Source organism: Mycobacterium gallinarum (assembly GCF_010726765.1).
GTDB lineage: Bacteria > Actinomycetota > Actinomycetes > Mycobacteriales > Mycobacteriaceae > Mycobacterium > Mycobacterium gallinarum.
Map to the genome: position 1 here is coordinate 200,841 of NZ_AP022601.1, position 22,581 is coordinate 223,421.

General features: G+C 65.0%; 22 protein-coding genes and 1 pseudogene. 8 read left to right on the top strand and 15 right to left on the bottom strand.

Features of this window, described 5'->3' with window-relative positions; all coding sequences use genetic code 11:
- Position 1: 1 nt before the first annotated feature.
- Genes G6N42_RS00935 through G6N42_RS00945 form a run of 3 tightly spaced genes read right to left on the bottom strand, consistent with a single transcriptional unit; the run spans position 2 to position 3,129 of the window.
- The gene (locus tag G6N42_RS00935) at positions 2-1,168 is read right to left on the bottom strand and encodes a sulfotransferase family protein (protein ID WP_163724823.1); all 1,167 of its coding nucleotides are present in this window, start codon (positions 1,166-1,168) and stop codon (positions 2-4) included.
- Positions 1,161-1,787 (bottom strand): TetR/AcrR family transcriptional regulator, encoded by a 627-nt coding sequence (locus G6N42_RS00940; protein ID WP_163724827.1) that lies wholly within the window; start codon positions 1,785-1,787, stop codon positions 1,161-1,163. The genes G6N42_RS00935 and G6N42_RS00940 overlap by 8 nt, the downstream gene beginning before the upstream one ends.
- Complete coding sequence (locus G6N42_RS00945) at positions 1,771-3,129, bottom strand: aromatic ring-hydroxylating oxygenase subunit alpha (protein ID WP_163724829.1); 1,359 nt, start codon at positions 3,127-3,129, stop codon at positions 1,771-1,773. Before G6N42_RS00945 ends, G6N42_RS00940 begins: the two co-directional genes overlap by 17 nt.
- 87 nt (positions 3,130-3,216) lie before the next feature.
- On the opposite strand from G6N42_RS00945, the gene G6N42_RS00950 reads away from it, so the two are divergent.
- Positions 3,217-4,977 carry an N-acyl-D-amino-acid deacylase family protein gene (locus G6N42_RS00950; RefSeq protein ID WP_163724833.1) on the top strand — a complete coding sequence of 587 codons (1,761 nt, stop codon included), beginning with the start codon at positions 3,217-3,219 and terminating at the stop codon, positions 4,975-4,977.
- Between the two features lie 3 nt (positions 4,978-4,980).
- Here G6N42_RS00950 and G6N42_RS00955 read toward each other — a convergent pair whose 3' ends face one another.
- The 7 genes from G6N42_RS00955 to G6N42_RS00985 all read right to left on the bottom strand — a co-directional run bounded on the left by G6N42_RS00955 (position 4,981) and on the right by G6N42_RS00985 (position 12,601).
- Positions 4,981-5,826: a mycofactocin-coupled SDR family oxidoreductase gene (locus G6N42_RS00955; RefSeq protein ID WP_163724837.1), complete on the bottom strand. Its 846-nt coding sequence runs from the start codon at positions 5,824-5,826 to the stop codon at positions 4,981-4,983.
- 64 nt (positions 5,827-5,890) lie between these two features.
- On the bottom strand, positions 5,891-6,808 hold the full coding sequence (locus G6N42_RS00960; protein WP_163724840.1) for an acyl-CoA thioesterase: 918 nt from the start codon (positions 6,806-6,808) through the stop codon (positions 5,891-5,893).
- Between the two features lie 46 nt (positions 6,809-6,854).
- Entirely contained in the window at positions 6,855-7,160 is a 306-nt protein-coding gene (locus G6N42_RS00965; protein ID WP_163724843.1) for a VOC family protein, read from the bottom strand.
- A gap of 51 nt (positions 7,161-7,211) precedes the next feature.
- Complete coding sequence (locus G6N42_RS00970; RefSeq protein WP_163724846.1) at positions 7,212-9,503, bottom strand: ATP-binding cassette domain-containing protein; 2,292 nt, start codon at positions 9,501-9,503, stop codon at positions 7,212-7,214.
- Between the two features lie 8 nt (positions 9,504-9,511).
- Complete coding sequence (locus tag G6N42_RS00975) at positions 9,512-10,432, bottom strand: phosphatidate cytidylyltransferase (RefSeq protein ID WP_163724848.1); 921 nt, start codon at positions 10,430-10,432, stop codon at positions 9,512-9,514.
- Between the two features lies 1 nt (position 10,433).
- The gene (locus G6N42_RS00980; protein WP_163724850.1) at positions 10,434-11,159 is read right to left on the bottom strand and encodes a CDP-alcohol phosphatidyltransferase family protein; all 726 of its coding nucleotides are present in this window, start codon (positions 11,157-11,159) and stop codon (positions 10,434-10,436) included.
- 284 nt (positions 11,160-11,443) lie between these two features.
- On the bottom strand, positions 11,444-12,601 hold the full coding sequence (locus G6N42_RS00985; RefSeq protein WP_163724853.1) for an LLM class flavin-dependent oxidoreductase: 1,158 nt from the start codon (positions 12,599-12,601) through the stop codon (positions 11,444-11,446).
- Positions 12,602-12,699: 98 nt separating this feature from the next.
- On the opposite strand from G6N42_RS00985, the gene G6N42_RS00990 reads away from it, so the two are divergent.
- The 3 genes from G6N42_RS00990 to G6N42_RS31665 all read left to right on the top strand — a co-directional run bounded on the left by G6N42_RS00990 (position 12,700) and on the right by G6N42_RS31665 (position 14,349).
- Positions 12,700-13,161, top strand: a complete 462-nt coding sequence (locus G6N42_RS00990; RefSeq protein ID WP_163724856.1) for an OsmC family protein — start codon at positions 12,700-12,702, stop codon at positions 13,159-13,161.
- An 82-nt stretch (positions 13,162-13,243) separates the two neighbouring features.
- The gene (locus tag G6N42_RS00995; protein ID WP_163724859.1) at positions 13,244-13,825 is read left to right on the top strand and encodes a hypothetical protein; all 582 of its coding nucleotides are present in this window, start codon (positions 13,244-13,246) and stop codon (positions 13,823-13,825) included.
- A 290-nt stretch (positions 13,826-14,115) separates the two neighbouring features.
- Positions 14,116-14,349, top strand: coding sequence for a hypothetical protein (locus G6N42_RS31665; RefSeq protein WP_434059556.1), 234 nt, complete (start codon positions 14,116-14,118; stop codon positions 14,347-14,349).
- 61 nt (positions 14,350-14,410) lie between these two features.
- Here the strand turns inward: G6N42_RS31665 and G6N42_RS01005 are convergent, their stop codons facing one another.
- The 5 genes and pseudogenes from G6N42_RS01005 to G6N42_RS01025 form a co-directional block, all read right to left on the bottom strand.
- Complete coding sequence (locus tag G6N42_RS01005; protein ID WP_163724865.1) at positions 14,411-14,584, bottom strand: CsbD family protein; 174 nt, start codon at positions 14,582-14,584, stop codon at positions 14,411-14,413.
- A 120-nt stretch (positions 14,585-14,704) separates the two neighbouring features.
- A complete protein-coding gene (locus G6N42_RS01010; protein ID WP_163724868.1) occupies positions 14,705-15,865 on the bottom strand; it encodes a PP2C family protein-serine/threonine phosphatase in 1,161 nt (386 codons plus the stop codon).
- A pseudogene (locus tag G6N42_RS01015) lies at positions 15,862-16,661 on the bottom strand (alpha/beta fold hydrolase). Before G6N42_RS01015 ends, G6N42_RS01010 begins: the two are co-directional and overlap by 4 nt.
- Before the next feature lie 60 nt (positions 16,662-16,721).
- Complete coding sequence (locus tag G6N42_RS01020; protein WP_163724871.1) at positions 16,722-17,000, bottom strand: hypothetical protein; 279 nt, start codon at positions 16,998-17,000, stop codon at positions 16,722-16,724.
- A gap of 112 nt (positions 17,001-17,112) precedes the next feature.
- Positions 17,113-17,685: a TetR/AcrR family transcriptional regulator gene (locus tag G6N42_RS01025; protein WP_163724874.1), complete on the bottom strand. Its 573-nt coding sequence runs from the start codon at positions 17,683-17,685 to the stop codon at positions 17,113-17,115.
- 93 nt (positions 17,686-17,778) lie between these two features.
- On the opposite strand from G6N42_RS01025, the gene G6N42_RS01030 reads away from it, so the two are divergent.
- The 4 genes from G6N42_RS01030 (at position 17,779) to G6N42_RS01045 (ending at position 22,571) form a co-directional block, all read left to right on the top strand.
- On the top strand, positions 17,779-20,004 hold the full coding sequence (locus G6N42_RS01030) for an acyl-CoA dehydrogenase family protein (protein WP_163724876.1): 2,226 nt from the start codon (positions 17,779-17,781) through the stop codon (positions 20,002-20,004).
- Between the two features lie 33 nt (positions 20,005-20,037).
- Complete coding sequence (locus G6N42_RS01035) at positions 20,038-21,246, top strand: thiolase family protein (RefSeq protein WP_163724879.1); 1,209 nt, start codon at positions 20,038-20,040, stop codon at positions 21,244-21,246.
- 4 nt (positions 21,247-21,250) lie between these two features.
- A complete protein-coding gene (locus G6N42_RS01040) occupies positions 21,251-21,667 on the top strand; it encodes a Zn-ribbon domain-containing OB-fold protein (protein ID WP_163724882.1) in 417 nt (138 codons plus the stop codon).
- A gap of 169 nt (positions 21,668-21,836) precedes the next feature.
- The gene (locus G6N42_RS01045; RefSeq protein WP_163724885.1) at positions 21,837-22,571 is read left to right on the top strand and encodes a YwaF family protein; all 735 of its coding nucleotides are present in this window, start codon (positions 21,837-21,839) and stop codon (positions 22,569-22,571) included.
- Positions 22,572-22,581: the final 10 nt, after the last annotated feature.

Here is a 22,581-nt window from a genome sequence, read left to right on the forward strand (position 1 = left end):
CTCACCCTAGAGGCTCGTTGGGGACACCGAAGAAATCTTGGTACCGAGAAGTCCGCTCGCGCAGTTCCCTCTCGTCCAAACCTGTTTGAGCGAACGTGTAGTGGTGTCCTCCGTGTTCGTGCGCGGGTTGGGTGTCGAGGAACCTACGCATCCTGGATTCGGCTTCGGCTGTAAAGGCAAGGCCGAGTTGATCATAGGCCGCGGCGACGGTGGCGATCGGGTCAGCCGCGAACGCCTGGTACTGCACATCGACCACCTGCGACGCCGGGACGATTCCGGACTCCCGCGCGTCGATCGAGCGGTCGATGCCGTCGATGACGTATTCGGCCCACTCGCGGGCGACCTCCTCGATGGGAGTCTGCTCGGCGGCGAACGTCCGCAGTGTGCACGCCAACGAGGACACCGATGCGATGGTCCGTAGGGGATCGCGGTGCGTCTGGATCAGCCGCGCGTCCGGGTACTGCTTCATCATCGCGTCCAGGGCCCAGATGTGCCCGGGCGACTTGAGTACCCAGCGGTTCACCGGGATCGTCGACTGCAGGTGCTGCAGGAACCCGCGATGCCATTGGTAGGCCGACGCCATGTCCGTTTCGAGCAGCCACCGGGCATAGGTCGGGACGTAGTAGATCGTCGGGAAGATGAAGCTTCGTAGATCCATCGCGGTGATGCGGACGCACTCCTGCGCCAGCAGGGGGCCGATCGGATGCATGGCCTTGAGGTCCGGGATGATCGACGTCATCATCTCCTGGATCTGACGGCTGTCCTCGATGCGCGGATCGTCGTCGTGTGTCGCCGCTTCCGGTGGCGGGCAAGGGGCGTCGACTTCCCACGTCAATGGAGCCCTGGCGTCGGGGTCCTGCGCGAGCAGCTCGAAGAGGATCGTCGTTCCAGTGCGCACCTGACCGACGATGAAAATGGGCCGCTCGATTCGCCCCTCGGCGACCTCGGGGTGGGTCCGCCGGTAGTCGACGATCTGCAGCCTCCGGGCGAGGGATCCGACGAGGTCGGCGTGCGCGACCACCTCTCCGAACTCCGTGAGGCCGGCCTCGGTGTTCAGCGAGTCAGTGAGCACCTCGAGCGCCTCGCGCCACTCGTCGCCCCCGAAGTCGCGCAGATCAGTGGTCTCCTCTGCGGTCGCGATGACCGTGGAGGCCGACAGGTCACCCACGGAGCGGCGCCAACAACGCGTTGAGTCCGTACTCGAACACTGCGTCGTAATCGGTGGGGGATTGCAGCGCTTCGACGAGTGCCCGGTCGGGCCACGCGTCCGCCCACAGCGACGGATCCTCTTCGTCGTGCTTGGCCCCGCGCACCGCCGAAAACTGCATGATCGCAGAGGAAATCACGTGCACTTCGACAACGCGCACCAACAGCGCGGCTTCGGTTCCGGTGATGCCCAGTTCGGAAAGCTCCGACGCCAGCCGCTGCTGAATGGGCAGGAACAGCTGTGGTGTCCGGTCGCGTTCATGGGCGATGGCCAACAGATGTTGCTTCTCGATGAGCAGCCTGCGTTGCGATCGCGCGATCGACGCAATCCGGTCGACGGGGTTGTCGCCGTCGCTCGGCAGATGCGTCATCTGTGTGAGCAGCCCCTCGACCAAGCTGTCGAAGAGCTTGTCCCTGCCGCCGATGTGCCAGTAGATGGACGTGACCGCGACACCGAGCTGCTCGGCCAGCCGGCGCATGCTGAACGCCTCCACTCCGTCGACATCGATCAGCCGGGCGGCGGTTTGGAGGATCTGATCGGCCGTGACGGAGGCGCCGCCCTTGCTACGTGGCGACGTCATCCGTCTCACCTCCGGTGATGCGATCTGCTTCGGGCAGGTTCAAATAGCGTTCGAGGTTGCGGTGCATGTTGATCACGCGACGTTCCTCGTTGGACAGCACCACGTGGGTGAGCCCTGGTTGGTGAAGGCCGCGTTGCAGGCCCGCCAACACCTCGATGTCCTGTGTGAGCACCAAACCGGGGTGGGCGTCGGCTGCCGTCATACGCACATCGGTCGGCTTGATACGCGGCGCGTCCGGCGGCATCCGCATCCACACGATCATCACCAGTTCACCGCGATCGGGATGCGGTCCGGGGCGTGCGACCAGCACCGTCAGGTGATCGGCGTTGGTCAACAACGACATGTTCGGGAACACGTTGTACTGGTGCAGCCGCATCACTTGATCGGTGCTCGCCCAACTGAGGTCGACACCGCGACTGTCGGCGAAAGTCTTTGTCCGCGCCGCGATTACGTCGGCCGCCGACTGACCTTGCTGATCAGGGGGGAACGGCGTGCCGTCCTCGACACCCATGAGCGCGCCCTGCGTGGTGACGTAGGCGTCCCACACCTCGGCGTCGGTCACCGACTCCTTGATGGCCGGGCTCGGCACACCGTAGAGCTGTTCGGACTTGCCGGTGTGACCCCAGATGACTTGGGGCGCATACACGTCGTCCATGCACCTGTGCAGTTCCGGATGCAATGTCTGGATGTGGTAGGTCTCGCTGAATCCGTCGGCGATCGTTTTCCAGTTCGCATCGACCTCGATGGTCATGGTGGCGTAGCACCGGAAGTCGCCGAGCCGGTTCCACGCGATGTCGTCGGGCATCGCCTCGAGGTAGTCACGCAACGGGATCGCATCGGCGTCGAGGCTGACGAAGACGAGCCGTTCCCACGTGTCGACGCGGACTCCCAGCAGCGGAAAGTCGGACAGACGGAGTGCGCCGAAGCCCTTGCGGTTGGGTACGCGCCGCAGGGCACCGGTCAGATCCCAGGTCCACCCGTGATAGCCGCACCGCAATTCACGGAGGTCCGACCCGGATCCGGCGCACAACGAATTGCCTCGATGCCGGCACACGTTCTGAAAGGCACGCAGTTCGCCGTCGTCGCCATGCACGATCAGGACGGAGTTGGGGCCGCAGCGGTACTCGAAATAGTCGCCCGGTTCGGCGACGTGGTCGACGGTGCAGGCGAGCTGCCACACCTTGGGCCACATCCGCTCCACCTCGAGGCGGGCGAAATCGGCCGAGTAATAGCGCTCGGCAGGGACGAGGGTGGGGCGCTGCGGGGGCGTGCCGATGGCATCCTCGCCCAGTGTTTGGGTCGGGTTGCCGACGGTGCGGCCGGCCGGCGCGGTTCGCGTCACGATTCCCCTCCGATTCTGGCTGCCGCCGTCTGTAACGGTGTTACATTGGCCACCATAACGGCAGCCCGGACGTTGAGGGAGTAAATCGTGTTCGACCTGAAGATCACTGGCGGCACCGTAGTAGACGGCACGGGCGGAGACCGATTCCAGGCCGATGTCGGCATCAAGGACGGTCGGATCATCGAGATTCACCGCCGTGGTCCCGGTGATGCGCCACTGGACGGCAACGCGACCGAGACGATCGACGCGACGGGCAAGGTCGTCGCTCCGGGATTCGTCGACATCCACACGCATTACGACGGCCAGGTGAGTTGGGATAGCTCGCTCGAGCCCTCGAGCGGGCACGGCGTGACGACCGTCGTCATGGGGAACTGCGGGGTCGGGTTCGCCCCCGTCCGGCCAGGCTCCGAAGACTGGCTGATCGAGCTGATGGAGGGCGTCGAGGACATTCCGGGTACCGCGCTCACCGAGGGGCTGACCTGGGGCTGGGAGAGCTACCCCGAATACCTCGACACGATCGGCAAACACGAACTCGCGATCGACGTCGGAAGTCAGGTCGCCCATGGCGCGATACGCGCCTACGCGATGGGCGAGCGCGGCGCCAAGAACGAGCCCGCTACCCCTGAGGACATCGACGCGATGGCCCGGCTGGTGCAAGAAGCGATCGAGGCCGGCGCACTTGGCCTTTCGACGTCGAGGACGCTGGGTCACCGCGCGATGGACGGTGAGCCGGTCCCGGGGAGCTTCGCCGCGGAAGACGAACTGTTCGGTCTCGGCCGTGCGATGGCCGCGGGCGGCCAGGCAGTCTTCGAGCTCGCGCCCCAAGGTGCCGCGGGCGAGGACATCGTCGCGCCCAAGAAAGAACTCGAATGGATGAAACGGCTCAGCGCCGAGATCGACCGGCCGGTGTCGTTCGCCATGATCCAGGTCGACGCCGCTCCTGACCTATGGCGTGAGCTGATGGACATCTCCGCGGAGGCTTACGAATCGGGCAGTCGACTGTTTCCGCAGGTCGCCGCTCGGCCATTCGGCATGCTGTTCGGCTTCCCCGGGCACCACGCATTCACCCATCGTCCGACGTTCCGGCGGCTCAAAGCCGAATGCAGCCGCGCCGAGATGGCTCAACGGCTCGCTGATCCCGCGGTGAAGGCCGCCATCCTGGCCGAAGACGACTTGGCCCCTGACCCGACGAAGCTGTTCGACGGCATGTTCGCCCTCGTGCAACACTCGCTCGGTCGCATCTATCACATCGGCGACCCGCCCGACTACGAGCCGACCGACGATCGCACAGTGGAGAAGATCGCGGCCGGAAGGGGCGAGGATCCGCTCGCCACGCTGTACGACCTGATGCTCGAGTCCGACGCGACGTCGATGCTGATGCTGCCGATGTTCAACTACTCCCACGGCAACTGCGATGCGATTCGCGAAATGATGACCCACCCTGCGGGGGTGATGGGCCTGTCCGATGGTGGCGCGCATTGCGGCATGATCTGCGACGCGTCGTATCCCACGTTCCTGCTGACGCATTGGGCGCGAGACCGGCATCGGGGCGACAAACTGTCACTGGAGTACGTGGTGCGCAAGCAATCTCACGACACCGCCCAGCTGTTCGGACTGACCGATCGCGGCGTCATCCAGAAGGGCAAGAAGGCCGACATCAACGTCATCGACATGAACGCGCTGACGTTGCATCCGGCGAAAATGGTGTACGACCTGCCCGCCGGTGGCCAGCGACTGGTTCAGGGCGCCAGCGGATACAGCGCCACCGTCGTCAATGGCGTCGTCACCCGCCGCGACAGCGTGGACACCGGCGCACGCCCGGGTCGGCTGGTGCGCGGGGCGCGCTGAGCCTCAGAACTTCGCGGTCGCTCCCGCGTCGATCGGGAGTGCCGCGCCGGTGATGTACTTGGCCTCATCCGATGCCAGGAACAGCACCGCGTTGCTGACCGCACGTGCCTCGAAGTACGGCACCGGCAGCATGTGGAAAGTTCCGATGATCTCGCCCGCGTCGGCCATGGTCGGCTCGGCGAGGTCAGGCCGCAGTGTGCGATGGAACTGCTCGTTGTCGATCATCGGTGTCCGAACGTTTCCAGGATGGATTGAGTTCACCCGAATCCATTGCGGGGCAAGTTCGTTGGCGAGCGAATTCATCAACCCGACGACTGCGTGCTTGGCCGACGCGTAGTGAGCCATGTAGCCGCCACCGCGAAGTCCCAGCATCGAACTCACCAGGATGATCGATCCGCCGCGGCCGTCGGACATGTGCGGGACCGCCACCTTGATCGTGTGCCAGACCCCGGTGATGTTGATGTCGAGCATCGTCTGCCAGGCGGCTTCCTCGATCATCGCGGCGGGCGCGGGGCTGCCGCTGATCCCCGCGTTGGCGATGACGATGTCCGGCCGGCCAAGCTCGTCGATCCCTTGCTGCAGCGCGACTCCCAGCGCCTCGACGTTCCTGACGTCGGCCTTCGCGGTGACGATGCGGCGGTCCAACTTCTCGACCAGCGCGGCTGTTTCGTCGAGGTCGGTTTCGGTGGCCAAGGGGTAAGGGGCGCCGTCGATGTCGGTGCAGGCGTCGACGGCAATGATGTCGGCACCTTCCTCGGCCAGTCGGATCGCGTGCTCGCGGCCCTGACCGCGCGCCGCGCCCGTGATGAACGCGACCTTGCCGGCTACCCGGCCCACTGCTTTAGTCATCATCACCTTTCGTTAATTGGCCTCTACACATTCCGCTGCGATACGACCGAAGTCAACGACGGCTTCACCCGTGGGGTCGGACGAGCACTTCCTGCGCCGTGCTGGCGACCATACGTCCGGACGCATCGCGGATGCTTCCGCGGACCATCGCCCGATGCCCGCTCAGCGACACCGTTTCCTGCGTGTGGAGGTGCCATTCGTCGAAACGCACGGGACGGTGAAACCAGATGGCATGGTCCAGGCTCAGGGCCGCAAGAGATCCGTAGCCCAGGCGCTGCGGATGGTTACGAAATGCCATGTCGACGAGGAGGTAATCGCTCGCGTAGGCCAGCATCGCGTGGTGAACGGCGGGGCGGTCGCCGATGTCGCGCGGGAGCCGCATCCAATGCGATCGCGGGCCGGCTGTCTGGGCACCACCCAGAAAGGTCGGTGGCTCCGCGATCCGCATCTCCAGTGGCGGTGGCACATCGATCCACGTCGATGCGTTCTCGCGCATCTCCGTCGGCGTGTATTGAACCCAGTGTTGCAGTAGGGGTAGAGCTTCGGGCGGCGGTGAGTCGAGAGGCAGCTGGGGGAGTTCGGGTTCGACAGTATTGGTGTGGAACGAGGCGATCGCGGTGAGGACGTTGCGCCCGCCCTGCAGCACGTCGACCCGCCGGGTCGCCATGGACCGTCCGTCGCGCACCCGGTCGACCGCAACGTCCAGTGGGGCATCCGACACGCCGGATCGGACGAAGTACGCGTGCAGCGACTGCGGTACGTGGTCGGTGACGGTCTCGGCGGCGCCCAGCACGGCCTGTGCCAGGAGCTGGCCGCCGAAGACCCGACCGAACCGACCGGGCTCGTTGCCGACGCGAAACCGGTTGTCGCCCTGAGGTTCCAGGTGCAGCGCGTGTTCGAGATTGTCGAGAGCGCCGAGGACTGATTTCTCCATCGGGGTGCCCGTGCCGCGCAGCGGTCCTGTCAAGTCAGTGTCGACCATCGTCACCGGACCTCAGGCTTGTCGGGTACGCGGTAGCCGTCACGCGTCATGATCCGGACCGGGTCGACGCCGTTCCAGCGCAGTGCTGCTGGATCAGTTCGATTTGTACGGGTCCGGCTTGTGCGACGGCGACTTGGATTTGGAGCGAGCGCATTTCGTCTCCGTAGGTGGCTTGCTGCTCCAGCACCGGCAGGACGTGGAAGGGTCCGATGCCGAACGCGCTTGCCCATCTGGACGCTCCAGCGAGTACGTCGTCGACAACATGTCCGAGTTGAAAGAACCGGAAGTCGCCGTCGGGCCGAGGCTGTTCGAACAATTGGTGAGCCGGTGACGTCCCTGCATCGGCGGTCATGCTGCGGCGGCGCTCCTAGGCGTTGGGTTACGCCGTTCTGTATATCAGTCGTCATCCGGTCGGGAGGCGCAGCCTCCACCGTGCGACACCGGCGCACAGGGCTGTCAAGACACCCAGCATGACCATGTCGAAAAGCCACGACGTCGCCGAGCGCTGCCAGTGTGAGTCCTGCGCGATCCCGACCACTAGGTTGCTCAGATCCGCTGTCGAGGCAGTGGCCGCGAAACCCCATCGTCCCGGCATGATCCACGCGATGGTCTCTAGTGCCGGCCGCCCCGTCACCGGGATGAAGCCGCCCGCGAACACCAGTTGCGTCACGAGCGCCGCCGCCAGCAGCATGATGACCTGATCGTTGGTTCGCGCCAGGGCCGATAGCGCCAGCCCTAGTACCGTCGCAACCACGCACGTCGCCGCGACTGCGACGAACAGCTCAAGCATGGGGATGCCCAGTGCGGCCGCATCCGACGGTCCGGGCTTGCCGATTCCGGGTGCCGTGACGACGAGAACCAAGATGGCTGACTGAATGACGGCGACCGCACCGAACACGGCGATCTTGGCGAGCAGGTACGCCGAGGCCGACAACCCGGCCGACTGCTCGCGGCGGAAGATGGCGCGCTCGCCGACCAGGTCGCGAACGGTGAGGGTCGCTCCCATCAATATTGCGGCGAAGCTGATCAATGCGATGACGTGTTTGGGCTCGAACGGCGCGGAGCCATCTGACGGCGGATGTCCGAAGCCCGCATGGCCGGTGACGGTCAGCGGCAGCAGGCCGACGATGAACGGCAACACCACGAGGAACGCCAGGTAGCCGCGGTCGGCGATCAGGAGCCGCACTTGGCGGCGGGCGATCGTGGCGAATTGGCGCCACCTGCTGGTAGGTGCCGGTTGCGGTGCCTGCACCGCGGCGCCTGCCTCCAGTTGTGAAGCGGTGTCGTTCGTACCCGGCGGTGCCTCCTCCGGATGTTCGACCGTCGGCTCGGAGCGTTCGATGAACCGTCGCTGAGCGTCGTCGGGATCCGCGCTCACCATCGTGAAGATGTCAGCCCAATTGGTGGTTCCCATCGCCGATGCGAGCTCGGCGGGGGGACCGCAGAAGGCGGTCTTACCGCCGGGCGCCAACAGCAGCACCTGGTCACAATCCTCGAGGAACGTCAACGAATGCGTGACCACTACGACCACGCGTCCCGCATCGGCGAGGCGGCGCAGCATCGTCATCACGGCCCGGTCCAGTGCCGGATCCAGGCCCGTGGTGGGCTCGTCGAGCACCAGGAGCGACGGGCCGGTGAGCAGCTCCAAGGCGACCGACACCCGCTTGCGTTGCCCGCCGGACAGTTTGTCGATGCGGGAAGCGGCGTGGGCGCTCAACTCGAGTTCCTCGAGAATCTGGGCGATCACGCGCCGCCGATCGGCCTCGGTCGTGTCAGCGGGCATCCGCAGTTCCGCGGCGAATCCCAGCGCCTGCGCGACGGTGAGCCGCCCGTGCACGACGTCGTCCTGGGGCACCATGCCGATCCGACTGCGCAGTGACGCGTATCCGTCGTGCAGGTCGCGACTGTCGAATGACACCGAGCCGCCGCTCGGGCGGGCGGCACCGACGATCACCCGGGAGAGCGTGGACTTTCCCGAGCCCGAGGGACCGATCACCGCTGTCAACGTGCCGGGGCGGGCATCCAGCGAAATCCGGTCCAGCAGAAGGGCATCGCGTCCGACCGCGAAGCTCACATCGCGGACCTCGAGTCCGCCTGTTGTCGTGGCCGGCTGGGTGCGACGCACCAGGGAACCACCCGTGTAGACGAAGTCGACGTTGCCGATCGTCACGACGTCGTCCTCACCCAGTGTGGCGTCGGCGACCTTCTCGCCGTTGACGAATGTGCCTCTGCCATCGGTGTTCTGCAACTGCACGGCAACGCCCGTGGTGACCAACTGGGCGTGGTGAAGTGACGCCAGCACATCCGGCACGACGATGTCGTTGTCGACGGAGCGGCCGATTGTGATGGAATCCCTTGACTGAGTGGGGCTGTCGTCCGCTGGTGGCGCGGTGCCGAGCTCGAACGTCAGGGGCGGCCCGTCGGGCGCCCCGAGATGGATGGTCCGCTGATCGTCGATCTCGACGGACTGCACGCGTTGGTCCGCGACGAACATTCCGTTGAAGCTGTTGTCGTCGACCGCGACCCAGCCACCGTCGAGGTAGCGCAGGATCACATGCGAGCGGGAGATTGCCGGGTGCGGGATGCGAACGTCGGCGTGGATATCCCGCCCGACGACGACGTCGTGACCCGCGGCGAACGTGCGTTGCCAGCCGCCGGAGCGGATGGTGATCGCGGGCGCTGGAGGACACATCATGAGAACGCTCATCCTAGGAAGTACGCCAACGGGAGGACGAGCAACAGCGAATCGATCCGATCGAGCAGACCGCCGAAGCCCGGCAGCCAGTCGCCGGCATCCTTGACCTTCGCCTGCCGCTTCAACATGGACTCGAGGAGGTCGCCGAAGACACCGCCGATAGAGACAGCGATCAGCAAGCCGATCGAGATGGTCCCCAGCAGCGTGAGGATGATGAACGCCCCGATGATGGCGCCGACCAAACCGCCGATCGTCTTGTTGGGGCTCAACGGGGACAGTGGGCGGCGTGCCCAGGCCATACGGCGCAAGCCCTTTCCGCCGCACCACGCGGCGACATCCGTGGCCGCGACGGCGAAGCACACGAGGAACGAATCCGGCCAGACCATCACCAGGTGAGACAGCGACCAGCAGATCCAAACCGAGCCGAACGCGGTGAAAGCGCTGCGCCTGGCGCCGTTGTCGACGTCGCCACCGAGCACCGACGGCAGCGCGCACAGCAGCAGAACGACAGGCGCAAGGTGCAGTAGCGACGGGCGCAGCCAGGCCGCCAGCGGATACATCACGGCCAGTGCCACCAGGACGCAGGTGTCTGCTTTCGCCAGTTGCGTCAGCCGCGAATACTCGATCACGGCGACGACGGCCAGTACGGCGGCCAGCGCGGCGGTGGTGCCTTCGCCGATCCACATGGGAAAGCCGACGATGGGGGCGATCAGCACCCAGGTGCGCCATTTCTGGACCAGTTCGGGCTTGCGCGAGATGAGCACCGCGATCCCGGCCAGTGCCAGGAGCGCGGCCGTCACCCACATGAAAAATACGGCGCGGGAATAGAGATGGATGTGCAGCGGGCCGAGGTCGAGATTGAGCGGCATCCGCCGATCGAGGTGAACGAACCACAAGTACCGGTCGATGAGCGACTCAACGATCGCCATGTCAGGCCGCCTCGGCGCGCGTCAAGCGAGCGAACGGTACTACGTCGGCCATCGGTTCGATCTGCTGCGCTTTCAGTTCGCGGTGCGCGGCCCGCAGGCGCAGCACCGCCGTGATGAGCGAACCAGTCACCAGCTGCCCGAGCAAGAAAGGCATGAGGCCCGGAAAGGCGGTCGCCAACACCACGACGAGGCAGCGTTCGGTCTTTCCGAGCGGGCCACCGTTGCGTCGGGTTGCGCCCGCCCCGGCCGCGGCCAGCGATGCGAACGTGGGGAGTGTCGCGGCGATCGCGGCCACCAGGACCAGGAGAACCGGCCAGGACTGCCAGTTCATATCTGGACCACTCTGCTGTGCGGCCCATACCGCGAGGCCGGCGAACGCCAACAGATCCGCGGTGCGGTCACCGATCTCGTTGACGACGAAGCCCCAGGGCCGGCTGACGCCGCGGGCTCGGGCGACCGCACCGTCGAGGTTGGCGCCGGCAAGCCGCAGCACCATGAACACCGCCGCGAGCGGCCAGCAGCCGAACGCGACCGCGACTCCAGCCGCGCCGGCCGCGACGACGCCGGCGGCGGTGAACACGTCCGGAGACACCTGTCGAGCGACGGCGGCGTTGACGGCGAATGTCAAACGACCGGTGAACCATGGCTTCAGCGCGTAGAGGCCAGTCGCGCGTGCTCCCCGCGGCGTCGCCTGGGCGACGGTGTGAATAGTGATGTGTGTGTTCACGGCTGGCTCCTTTCGTTTTCGTGCCGCTCTACCTACGAGTCATGGCGCCACGTCCGTGGCGCCCCTACATCACTGAGTAAAGACGGCCCGAAGGGCTACCGATCCCAAGAAACGAACCCGTCTTGAGGCCCTGTGACCAGCCGCATGAGGGCACTCTGTCAGAGTGCGGAGGGAAATTCGCCGTCCACCGGAAGCGGACACCTGTTCGATTCCGTCGACAGGCGAATGTGTGGTCCGTTGCGATACAGCAAAGGCGTTGAGCCTGGCCTGCCAACGCCGTTGATCTAGGTGGCGGGACGCGCCGCCCGTTCGGCCGCGTGGTCCTCGATCGCCTTGCCGATCGCATGCGACGCGCGGTCGACGAACTCGGTACCGCTTGCGGCTACCCAGTCGGCCGAAGCGGAGGGTCCCTTCAGTTGGCCCGTGAAATGTGGGATCACGTATTGCGCGAAGAGGTCATAGCTCTTGAGCTTGGCAGCGGGAGGCGCCCAGTCGTGATCGAACAACAGAAATGCGCCGAATCCGCCGTCGCTCGCCTCGACGAGTTCCTCGATCTTGGCGACCGCGTCCTCGGGTGTCCCGATGACTGCGAAGCCGGACTCACGATTGTTGGCGATGATCTCCGCCGGTGTGTCGCCCTGTACGGGTCCGGCCGGGAGGATGTGGCTGAAATAGCGCGAGAATTCGGCGATTCCGTATTCGACGTCGCGTTCTGCCTGCTCGCGAGTCTCGGCGAGGTGCATCGGGCCGACGAGTCGCCATTTGGAGCGGTCGGCGACATGGCCATGGTCTGCGGCGACCTCCTCCCACGTCGACCAATGGTGGGCGAGCATGTTCATGCCTTGTCTCGCGGTCGCCGCTATCGACAGCATGCCTATCCCGTGCTTGCCCGCTCCGCGTGGGCCGGTGGGGGAGAAGGACGCTGCGACAGCGACATCGAAGCAGGGGTCGCTGTAGGGTTTCAGCTGCAGCCGGGCGTCCTGGAGCGTGAAGCCGTCGGTGTCCATGGTGACGGTCTCGCCGCGCAGCAATCGCATGATCGCGTCGAGGCACTGCTCCATACGGGGTCGCTGCACATCGGCAGGAATGCCGAGCATATGCGCGTCGGAGGTGAGCTGGCCTGGCCCGCAGCCGAGCATGACCCGGCCTCGGGTGAGATGGTCGAGCAGCACCATGCGATCCGCGAGCATCAGGGGGTTGTGGTACGGCAGCGAGCTGACGCCGGTCCCGAGCTTGATGTGCTTGGTTCGCTCGGCGGCGACGGCGATGAACACCTCCGGTGAAGCGATGATCTCGAACCCGGCGGAATGGTGCTCGCCGATCCACGCCTCGTGGAATCCAAGCTCGTCCATCGCTTGGATCAGTTTGAGGTCACGCTCGAGAGCGAGCGTCGGATTCTGTCCAGTGGGATGGAACGGCGCCATGAAGTTTCCGAATCGCATTCGCACATTCTGGACCTGGCGCCGCACCGGGTTGCAGGCGCGTCTCACAAGGCGGCGAATGGTCCTGCCTGGCCCTGAGCTGGGCGATAAGGTCGGGCATGACAACACCCGAGACGGCCGAGGATCCGGCGTCGACAGAGACCACCGTCGTCGTGGAGGGGATGAACCCGAAAACCCTCACCCAGCGGATCAGCGTGGGGGAGCACCAACTGGTTGCCGACGAGCCGCGGCCGATCGGCGAGGATGCGGGTCCGACACCCTACGATCTGCTACTCGGCGCGCTCGGCGCCTGTACTTCCATGACAGTGCGGATGTATGCCAATCGCAAGGACTGGCCGCTTGACCAAGTGCGAGTCTCGTTGCGGCACTCGCGTATTCACGCGCAAGACTGTGCAGACTGCGAAACTCGCATCGGAATGCTCGACCATATCGATCTCGGCATTGAGTTGTTCGGCGATCTCGATGACGCCCAGCGGCAACGATTGCTCCTGATCGCCGGACGCTGCCCGATTCATCAGACCCTGACCTCGGAGATCCACATCGTCACGACATTGCGCTGAGGCCAGGGCAGGGCTCCACCGCGCGAAAAATTGACGTTTCCGTCGGCGAAGGCCGGGTATCCGCCCCACAGGAGGTGGAACGATGCCCGTCTGGAGCTGGTTCTTCATCGCAGCAGGTGTTCTCATCGCGCTGACCTTGCTACTCGCCGTGGTCTTGGCCGCGACCGGTCGGAGGAGAACGAGGCGATTAAAGCAACATTTCGGTCCGGAGTATGAGCATGCCGTAGAGGATGCCGGAGATCGACGCGCCGCCGAGAACGAGCTAGTTGCGCGTGAACGAAAACGGAAGAATCTCGACATCGTCGCGTTGACTCCCGAGGCCCACCGTCGGTATTCGGAGCAGTGGGTAGAGGTTCAACGCTCGTTCGTTGACGACCCCTCGAGCGCAGTTGGCTACGCAGACCGCCTGGTGACCGAGGTCATGCGCGAACGCGGTTATCCAATAAGCGATTTCGACCAGCGCGCCTCGGATATCTCGGTCGATCACCCCGGCACGGTCGAACATTATCGCGCCGCGCACACCCTGCATCTGGCGCAGGAGAAGGCCGACATCGGCACGGAAGCGCAGCGTCAGGCCTTCGTTCACTATCGCGCGCTCTTCGAAGAGTTGCTCGGAGCAGAACGCGCAATCGAGAATGACACGCCAAAGGAGGCGACGGCATGACCACTCACGACCAGCAGAACGAAAGTGCCCCCATGCGGTCCGCTCAGCCCGAATTCTCGGAACCTGGTAGGGAACCTGTTCCAGCACAACATGTTTCACCAGAAGCGTGGGATGACACTGGCGCATCCAACGCGCCGACCGAAGCATCGCCCCCACCCGACGAGCCATTGGTCGCTCATGAAGAGGCGTCAAGCACACCCGTCGAGTCACCTCAACCGGAGACGGTGTCACCGAGTGCTGAAGTTCAGCCGCCCTCTGACGAGTTGCTTTTTGACGCAGACACTTCCGGATTGCGGTCGCGCTGGGACGACATTCAGGCGGTGTTCGTCGACGACCCTGCGAAGTGCGTGCAAAAGGCCGACACCCTTGTGGCCGAGGTTGTCGAGCAGGTGACGGCGGGATTCTCCGAGGCCCGCTCACGACTCGAGGCGCAGTGGGCGAAAGGGGAGCAGGCGTCCACCGAAGATCTACGTCTGGCCCTGCAGCGGTATCGCGAGTTCTTCCAGCGATTGCTTGCGGCCTAATCGTCGTGCGAATGGCCCGCCGTCCATCAGGGACGGCGGGCCAGCCACGGTTTGAAGTCGGCTAGTTCTTGAACGCGTCCTTGATCTTCTCGCCGGCGTCCTTGAGGTTCGACTTGGCCTGATCGATCTTGCCCTCGTTCTCGGTGCTGCTGTCGCCGGTCACCTTCCCGAGGGCCTCCTTGGCCTTGCCGCCCGCGTTATCGATCTTGTTGCTTGCTTTGTCGCCTGCACCCATGACGTCTTCCTTCGCTTATTTGCAACGGCCCGGATGAGCCTTGGCGGTGGGATACCGCTGGGAGGGGCATCTGAAACGTTTCGTCATGATCGGGCGACGTGAGGAGTCAGTTCCGGGTGCTCAGCGCCTTGGCGGCAAGCCGAGCGCCAACACGGCTGTGTCGTCCTCGACGCCTGCACCGAGACCCTCGAGGAGGCCGGACACGGATTCGACGATGTGGGATGCGGATGTCGGCGAGTGTGCTTTAGCGAAACGCAGGAGTGCACCTTCGTCGTCGTATCGTTCGCGGCCGACACCGGTGAGGGCTTCCGTAAGCCCATCGGTGTAGAGCATGAGCGTGTCACCGGGTGCGAGGACGAATCGGCTGGCGACGAAGTGCGGCTCGGATGTGATGCCGACGGCGTGGCCGCCGATGGTGTCGACGTAGTAGGCGCCGCCGTCGGCGCCGAACAGTAGGGGTGGCGGGTGCCCGCCGCTGCCCAGGTGGACGTCGAAGCCCTCGCCGCTCATGGTCAGTTTCCCGAAGATCAGGGTGCAGAACCGGCTGAGTTCGCCACCGAGTTCCTGGCTCAGGACGGTGTTGAGGTTGTGCAGGACTTCCATCGGGTCGTCGTCGTAAACGGCCGCGGCGCGCAATGTATACCGGGTGAGACTGGTCACCACGGCGGCTTCGACGCCCTTACCCGAAACATCGCCGAGGAAGAATCCCCACGTCGTGCGCGACAGCGGGAAGAGGTCATAGAAATCGCCACCCACCTCGTCGACCGAAGCGGTGAAGTAGTACGCGGCGGCTTCCAGGCCGGCAGGTGGTGACAACACCGGCGGAAGCAATGAGCGTCGCAACGTTTCGGCGAACTTCCTGCCTCGCCCCTGCTCTCTTTCGGCCTGCTGGCGGGCCTGTAGGAGATCTGCTTCGTAGGCACGGCGATCGGATGCGTCCACGATGCTGATTCGAAGAAATTGCGGCTTCCGGTAGGCATCACTCTTCACGTTCGCGGTGAGAAACATCGGGAGCCGTGCCCCGTCAACAGACACCATGTCGACCGTCACACCGTTGAGTTCGCCGCCCATGTTCAGCAGTGGCCCGAAATGAGTGTCGTACAAGATGCGTCCACTGACGGTCAGGAGATCGGTGAATAGCTTGCCGCGCAACGTATCAGGCTCGTATCCGAGCCACTTCATCAACGTGGCATTCACTTGGATCATGCGTCCGTCGGTGTCGGCGATGATCTGTCCGCTCGGAGCGTGTTGCCAAGAATCCTCGATGGAGTGATCGGTCATGTCGACCGGGCGAAAGCAGCAATCGCATCGGCGGTGGCAAGCGGGGCGCTGACATGCGGGCAGTGCCCGGTTGCGTTCAAGGTGACGATGTGACTGCCGGGGACGTGGGCATGCACGTACGCTCCCACCTCGCGCGGTGCGATGGTGTCCTGCGCGCATTCGATCACCAGTGTGGGTAGCGATATCAGCGGCAGATCGGCGCGATTGTCCGAGAGGAACGTGGCGCGGGCGAACACGCGGGCACACTCCGGGTCGGTGCGGCAGAAGGTTGCCGCAAGGTCATCCTGCAGGTCGGGGCGGTCCGGGGTGCCCATGATGACCGGCGCCATGGCCTGAGACCACCCAAGATAGTTCTGCTCCAGGGACTCCAGGAGTTCGTCGATGTCCGCAGCCGAGAAACCGCCGCGGTAATCGTCATCATCGAGGTAGCGCGGCGAGGGCGTCAGCAGGACGAGTTTGGCGAATCGGCCGGGGTCTCTGATCGTGGCCAAGGCGCCGATCATCGCCGACACGGAATGGCCGACGAATACCACCTCGCGCAGATCCAGCTCGTCGAGGATCTCAGAATGTCGGCGGCGTATCCGGCCAGAGAGGAGTACTTGTTCGCGTCCCAGGCGCTCCGATCCGAGCATCCCGAGCCGACGAGATCGATGAGTACCAAACGGAAGTCCGACCTCAGTTCGTCGACTACGTGGCGCCATAGCGTTTGATCACATCCGAAGCCGTGCGCGAACAAGATGGTCGGACCGTCATGGGCGCCGACGATATTGATGTTGTGCCGGGCGTGAACATCCACAATTCAGCTTAGAGCCTCCGGCGCACGCGGCGATCGGCGCCGGTCTATTCATCGGTCGGGCTAGCGCCGAAGGGGCGGCAACGCCAACGGCAGTCGATGGACGCGCTGTGGCTGCCGGCCCAGTCGACGCGGCGTCGAGCTGATTGTGCGACCGACTAGGTGGGCGATGTCGCGCCAGTTTCGACGGACGATCACGCCCGCGGTGAATCCGCACAAGAAGCCGACGGTGAAGTGCCGACGCGTTCTCTGCTTCTTGCGCCGCGCGATCGCCGATGCGGTATGGCCGCATACAGCAGCAGTGGCGGCGACCGCCACCAACAGAAAGATCAACTGCGGCACCATTGTGACCTCCGGGCCGTTCGTCAATGCAGGCCGCTCAGGCGATCCAATCACCGCCGGCCCGATTAGAGGATCCTCGGGCTCCATTCGTGACCAAAGCGAGGACGAACTGTTAGATCGCCAGCCCCGCGATGATCAGCCGTGTGGTGGCCTCGGCCCGCTTTCGCCCGTACCCGCGCCCCTCGGACAGAATCGGATAGACAACCGCCCCCACGATCGCGTCTGCCGCCGATGCGGCGGTCGCCTCGTCCACGGCACCTGCAAGCAGTCGCATGCGAACACTCTCCAGTAGCGGTGCGCTGAATCCCGCGCGCAGCCTGATCGCCGTGTCCTCGTGCTCCATGCAGGCCACCGTGAGGATGCGCAACATCGCCGATCCGCGCTCGGTGGTCAACGTCGCGGCCAGCCTGCCCGCCCACCGCACCAGGTCGTCGACGAGGTCATCGGTGTGCTTCACCGCGGCGATGATCTTGTCCGCATCGGCGAGCAGAACGTCGGCTACCAGGGCAGGACGGGTGGGCCACCAACGGTAGATGGTCTGCTTACCGACGCCGGCGCGGGCGGCCACGGCCTCGATGCTCGTCCCGTCGAAGCCGCGCTCGAGCAGCAACTCACGCGTTGCGGTGACGATCGCGACGCGCGACTTCTCGCTGCGGCGGCGCGGAGCTGTGACTTGGCGGACCATGTGGCGCATCCTCGGTTGCCGGTGCGTCGGACAACCCGTAGTGTGCCACAAGACGAGACGGTCCGTCTTGTTAAGAACGAAAGGCGGCGTGACGTGCCGATCGGGCTCACCCCGGAGCAGGGGCAACTGGAAGAGGCGGTCGGCCGCTTCGCGGCACGGCATGCCGCTGTGGACCAGACCCGCGGCTCGTTCGACGAGATTGCTGAAGGAACGCTGCCCAAGTGGTGGGATGATTTTGTAGCACAAGGCTTTCACGCGGTACACCTCCCCGAATCCATTGGCGGACAGGGCGGTTCGCTGGTGGATGCGGCGTGCGTCATCGAGGCCGCGGCCACCGCGCTGCTACCCGGGCCGCTGCTGCCGACAGTTGTCGCCGGCGCCATCACTCTTTCGGCCGACAGTGCGCCCGCAGCGAACACGTTGTTGAGCGATCTCGCCGCTGGGGTTGCCGCCACCGTCGTGCTACCTGAGTTCGGCGACTTGCGCGCGAACGTTGTCGACGGCGCATGGCGCGTGAGGGGATCGTCGGGCGACGTTCTCGGGCTGTGCTCGGCCGGGGCGATACTGGTGGCCGCCCGGCGTGCGGACGGCGAGACGCTGTGGTGCGTCGTCGATCCGGCTGCCGCTGAGGTGTCGGTACAGGCGCGTGGCGGCACTGACCTCACCGTCGACGTCGGCATTCTGCACCTTGATGATCTCGACGTGCCGGATGCGCTGGTGCTGAACGGCATCGACGACGACGCGGCATGGGATATCGCCGTCGCACTATCGGCCTGCGCCTCAGCCGGAACGTTGCAGTGGGCGGTCGATGCGGTGACCGAGCACCTGCGGACCCGGGAACAGTTCGGCAAGCCCATCGGAACCTTTCAGGCGCTCCAGCACGAAGCGGCGATGTTGCTCGTCAACAGCGAACTGGCCTCGGCGGCAGCGTGGGACGCGGTGCGCGCCGCGGACGAAGCGCCGGAGCAACGGCAACTGGCGGCTGCCGGCGCCGCCATCATGGCGGTCGCGCCTGCACCCGAGCTGTTGCTCGACGCGTTGACGATGTTCGGCGCGATCGGGTTCACCTGGGAGCACGACGTGCACCTGCACTGGCGACGCGTGACCAGTTTGGCTGCTTCGATGGGGCCGATCACCGGATGGTCGCGTCGCCTCGGCGAACTGAGCCGGACGCATGTTCGCGACATGTCGGTGAAGCTCGGCGACGGCGAAGCGGAATTCCGCGCGAGGATTGCCGACGTGCTGGACCGGGCGCTCGAACTGCGTAACGACAAGCCGAGTCCGCTTGGGGATTACGACCACCTGGCGACCGGGCCCCAGCGCACGCTCATCGCGGACTCCGGATTGATGGCGCCGCATTGGCAACCCCCGTGGGGCGTGGGTGCGACGCCCCTGCAGCAGCTGATCATCGACGATGAATTCGCCAAGCGGCCCGATCTGGTACGCCCGTCGCTGAACATCGCCGAGTGGATCCTGCCGTCGCTCATCAGCTCGGGATCGGAAGAACTTCAGCAGCAACTGATTCCGCCGACACAGCGCGGTGAGTTGCTCTGGTGCCAGCTGTTCAGTGAACCCGGTGCCGGATCGGACCTCGCGGCACTGAGCACACGTGCGGTGAAGGTCGACGGCGGATGGCGCATCAACGGCCACAAGATCTGGACGTCGTCGGCGCAATACGCCGACTACGGTGCACTGCTGGCGAGAACTGACCCAGATGCCCCGAAACACAAGGGCATCGGCTACTTCATCATCGACATGCGTGCCGAGGGTGTGGAAATCCAACCGATCAAGACGGCGGACCGTGACCCGCATTTCAACGAGGTGTTTCTCGCCGATGTCTTCGTGCCCGACCAGATGTTGCTCGGGGGACCGACGGACGGATGGAGTCTCGCGATCGCCACGATGGCCCAAGAACGTGTGGCGATCGGCGCGTACGTGCACATCGACCGCGCCGGTGCCCTGCGGCATCTCGCCGGCGAGGCCGGGCCCGATCAGGGCACGGTGCTCAGCGCGCTGGGCGAACTGGATGCCTACAGCAACGCGATCAAGGCGCTCGGCGTGCGCGAGACGATTCGGCTGCTCGACGGACAAAGCGCCGGACCCGCTTCGAGCATCGCCAAGGTGGCCACCAGCATCATGCTGCGCCGCACCTTCAAGGCCACGCTCGAGTTGGCCGGCCCCGTTGCGGTGGTCGAACAGTCGGAACCCGCGATCGTCGCACCGTACCTGCGGCTCCCCGCCGAACTGATCGGCGGCGGCACCCGCCAGATCCAGCTCAACATCATCGCCCAGATGATCATGGGTCTGCCCCGCAAGTAGGGCAGCCGAGAACAGCGAGAATCGAGACACAGCATGGGATTACGCGGAGAAGCGGCGCTCGTCGGCTATGTCGAGGTGCCGCCGGAACGGATGAGCACCGCCGCGCCGGGGCCGTTCACACTCGAGCAGTGGGCCGAGCTGTCCGCCGCCGCGCTGGAGGATGCGGGAATTCCCGCGGAGTGGGTGAACGGGATCGTCACGTCACACCTGGGGGAATCGGAGATCTTCGTGCCGTCGACCGTGGCCGAGTACCTCGGCATCGACGCGAATCTCGCCGAACTCGTCGACCTCGGCGGCGCCAGTGCTGCCGGCATGGTGTGGCGCGCCGCGGCGGCCGTCGAGCTGGGGCTCTGCGACGTCGTGCTCTGCACGATCCCGTCCCGCTACATCACCCACATGTCGGAGAAGAAGCCCAAACCGCTCGTCGACGCTGTGTTCTTCGGCTCCTCGAGCAACCAATACGGTTCGCCCCAAGCCGAATTCGAGATCCCCTACGGCAACCTCGGTCAGAACGGACCGTACGGCCAGGTCGCCCAGCGCTACGCCGCGGTGTACGGATATGACGAGCGCGCGATGGCCAAGATCGTCGTAGATCAGCGGTTCAACGCCAACCACACTGAAGGTGCCATCTGGAAGGACAAACCGCTCACCGTCGAGGACGTGCTGGCCAGCCCGGTGATCGCCGATCCGTTGCACATGCTGGAGATCGTCATGCCCTGTGTCGGCGGGGCGGCTGTCGTGGTGGCCAACGCCGATGTCGCCAAGCGGTCACGCAATCGGCCCGTGTGGATCAAGGGATTCGGCGAACACGTCCCGTTCAAAACCCCCACCTATGCACAGGATCTTCTGCAGACGCCGATCGCCAAGGCCGCCGACACCGCGTTCGGCATGACGAATCTGGGGCGCGAAGACATGGACATGGTGTCGATCTACGACTGCTACACGATCACGGTGCTGCTCAGCCTCGAGGATGCCGGCTTCTGCGACAAGGGCAAGGGGATGGAGTTCGTCGCCGAGCACGACCTCACGTTCCGCGGCGACTTCCCGCTCAACACGGCGGGCGGCCAACTCGGCTTCGGTCAGGCCGGGCTGGCCGGCGGTATGCACCACGTGTGCGATGCAACGCGGCAGATCATGGGCCGAGCGGGCGAGTCTCAGGTACCGGACTGCAACCGCGCGTTCGTCTCGGGCAACGGCGGAATCCTTTCCGAGCAGACCACGCTCATCCTCGAAGGAGATTGACCAGATGGCAACCTTCGAACGACCGATGCCGGTGAAAACGCCCACCACCGCACCATTCTGGGACGCGCTGTCGCAGCACCGCATCCGCATCCAGTACTCGCCTTCCAGCGACGCATGGGTGTTCTATCCACGGGTACGTGCTCCGCGTACGTTGGCGGCTGACCTCGAGTGGCGGGAGATCTCGGGGATGGGCACGCTGTACTCCTTCACCGTCGCGCGCCGACCCGTCGGACCCCATTTCGCCGATGCCGTACCGCAGCTGCTGGCGATCGTCGAATGGGACGAGGGGCCACGGTTTTCCACCGAGATGGTGAACGTGGACCCTGCCGATCTGCGAGTCGGCATGCGCGTCAAGCCGGTCTTCTTCGACTATCCCGAACACGACGTCACCATGCTGCGCTACGAACCGGCGGAGGCATAGCGCGGGCGCTGACGTCCCAGCTGGATGCATTCGCCCGTGCACCGTGGACCAGCGGCGCCGACACACCCCAGCGCACCAAGACGAAGCGCAGCGCTTGCTCGACACGATCTGCGACAAGACGCGCCATCGCGGGCCAGAGGCAATAGGGTTCTTCAAAACAGGGGATCTGATGGAGCTATTGGCAGCGCAGCGGGAATTCACGGCGTACGGGCCGTCGCATCTGATCGTGCTCGCGGTGTTCGCGATAGGCGCGGCACTGCTCGTTTGGGGTGGACGTAAGCAGACCGAAGCCCAGGCTCGTCTCTTCAGCCGGGGTTTCGCGCTCGTCATCCTCGCGATGTTTTTGGTGGCGTTGACGTACAAGCTGATGAGCCCGGTCCTTGACACGTCGATACCGCTGCAGCTCTGCGATGTCGCGGAACTCGTCGCGGTCTACGCCCTCTGGACACAACGGCATTGGGCGTTTGTGCTCACCTACTACTGGTGCCTCGTGCTCAGCTCGCAAGCGTTGATCACACCCGACGTCGGTACCGCAGAAGAGGGGTCGCCGGATTTTCCCCATCACCTCTTCATCACCTTCTTCGCGCTGCACGTGCTGGTCGTGTGGGCGGCCATTTATCTGACGTGGGGGCGGAGGATGCGGCCGAGCTGGCGCGACTACCGGTTCGCGATCATCGCCACCCTGGTGTGGGGGGCGTTCACGTTCACGTTCAACGCGATCGTCGGAACCAACTACGGCTACTTGAACGGCAAGCCACCGACCGCGTCGGTACTGGACTTCCTTGGTCCGTGGCCGGTGTATCTGCTCATCGAGGTGGCGATCGTGCTCATCGTGTGGGCGCTGATCACCTGGCCGTGGGAGCGCACGCGACGCCGAACCGAGCAGAGCCAGACCGCAGTCTGAGCCGCACCCG

Excerpts from the sequence above, each read along its gene's own strand:
- G6N42_RS00940 (WP_163724827.1), bottom strand. The coding sequence starts at position 1,787 with ATGACGTCGCCACGTAGCAAGGGCGGCGCCTCCGTCACGGCCGATCAG.
- G6N42_RS00955 (WP_163724837.1), bottom strand. The coding sequence starts at position 5,826 with ATGACTAAAGCAGTGGGCCGGGTAGCCGGCAAGGTCGCGTTCATCACG.
- G6N42_RS00960 (WP_163724840.1), bottom strand. The coding sequence starts at position 6,808 with ATGGTCGACACTGACTTGACAGGACCGCTGCGCGGCACGGGCACCCCG.
- G6N42_RS00965 (WP_163724843.1), bottom strand. The coding sequence starts at position 7,160 with ATGACCGCCGATGCAGGGACGTCACCGGCTCACCAATTGTTCGAACAG.
- G6N42_RS00970 (WP_163724846.1), bottom strand. The coding sequence starts at position 9,503 with ATGATGTGTCCTCCAGCGCCCGCGATCACCATCCGCTCCGGCGGCTGG.
- G6N42_RS00975 (WP_163724848.1), bottom strand. The coding sequence starts at position 10,432 with ATGGCGATCGTTGAGTCGCTCATCGACCGGTACTTGTGGTTCGTTCAC.
- G6N42_RS00985 (WP_163724853.1), bottom strand. The coding sequence starts at position 12,601 with ATGCGATTCGGAAACTTCATGGCGCCGTTCCATCCCACTGGACAGAAT.
- G6N42_RS00990 (WP_163724856.1), top strand. The coding sequence starts at position 12,700 with ATGACAACACCCGAGACGGCCGAGGATCCGGCGTCGACAGAGACCACC.
- G6N42_RS00995 (WP_163724859.1), top strand. The coding sequence starts at position 13,244 with ATGCCCGTCTGGAGCTGGTTCTTCATCGCAGCAGGTGTTCTCATCGCG.
- G6N42_RS01005 (WP_163724865.1), bottom strand. The coding sequence starts at position 14,584 with ATGGGTGCAGGCGACAAAGCAAGCAACAAGATCGATAACGCGGGCGGC.
- G6N42_RS01010 (WP_163724868.1), bottom strand. The coding sequence starts at position 15,865 with ATGACCGATCACTCCATCGAGGATTCTTGGCAACACGCTCCGAGCGGA.
- G6N42_RS01025 (WP_163724874.1), bottom strand. The coding sequence starts at position 17,685 with ATGGTCCGCCAAGTCACAGCTCCGCGCCGCCGCAGCGAGAAGTCGCGC.
- G6N42_RS01035 (WP_163724879.1), top strand. The coding sequence starts at position 20,038 with ATGGGATTACGCGGAGAAGCGGCGCTCGTCGGCTATGTCGAGGTGCCG.
- G6N42_RS01040 (WP_163724882.1), top strand. The coding sequence starts at position 21,251 with ATGGCAACCTTCGAACGACCGATGCCGGTGAAAACGCCCACCACCGCA.
- G6N42_RS01045 (WP_163724885.1), top strand. The coding sequence starts at position 21,837 with ATGGAGCTATTGGCAGCGCAGCGGGAATTCACGGCGTACGGGCCGTCG.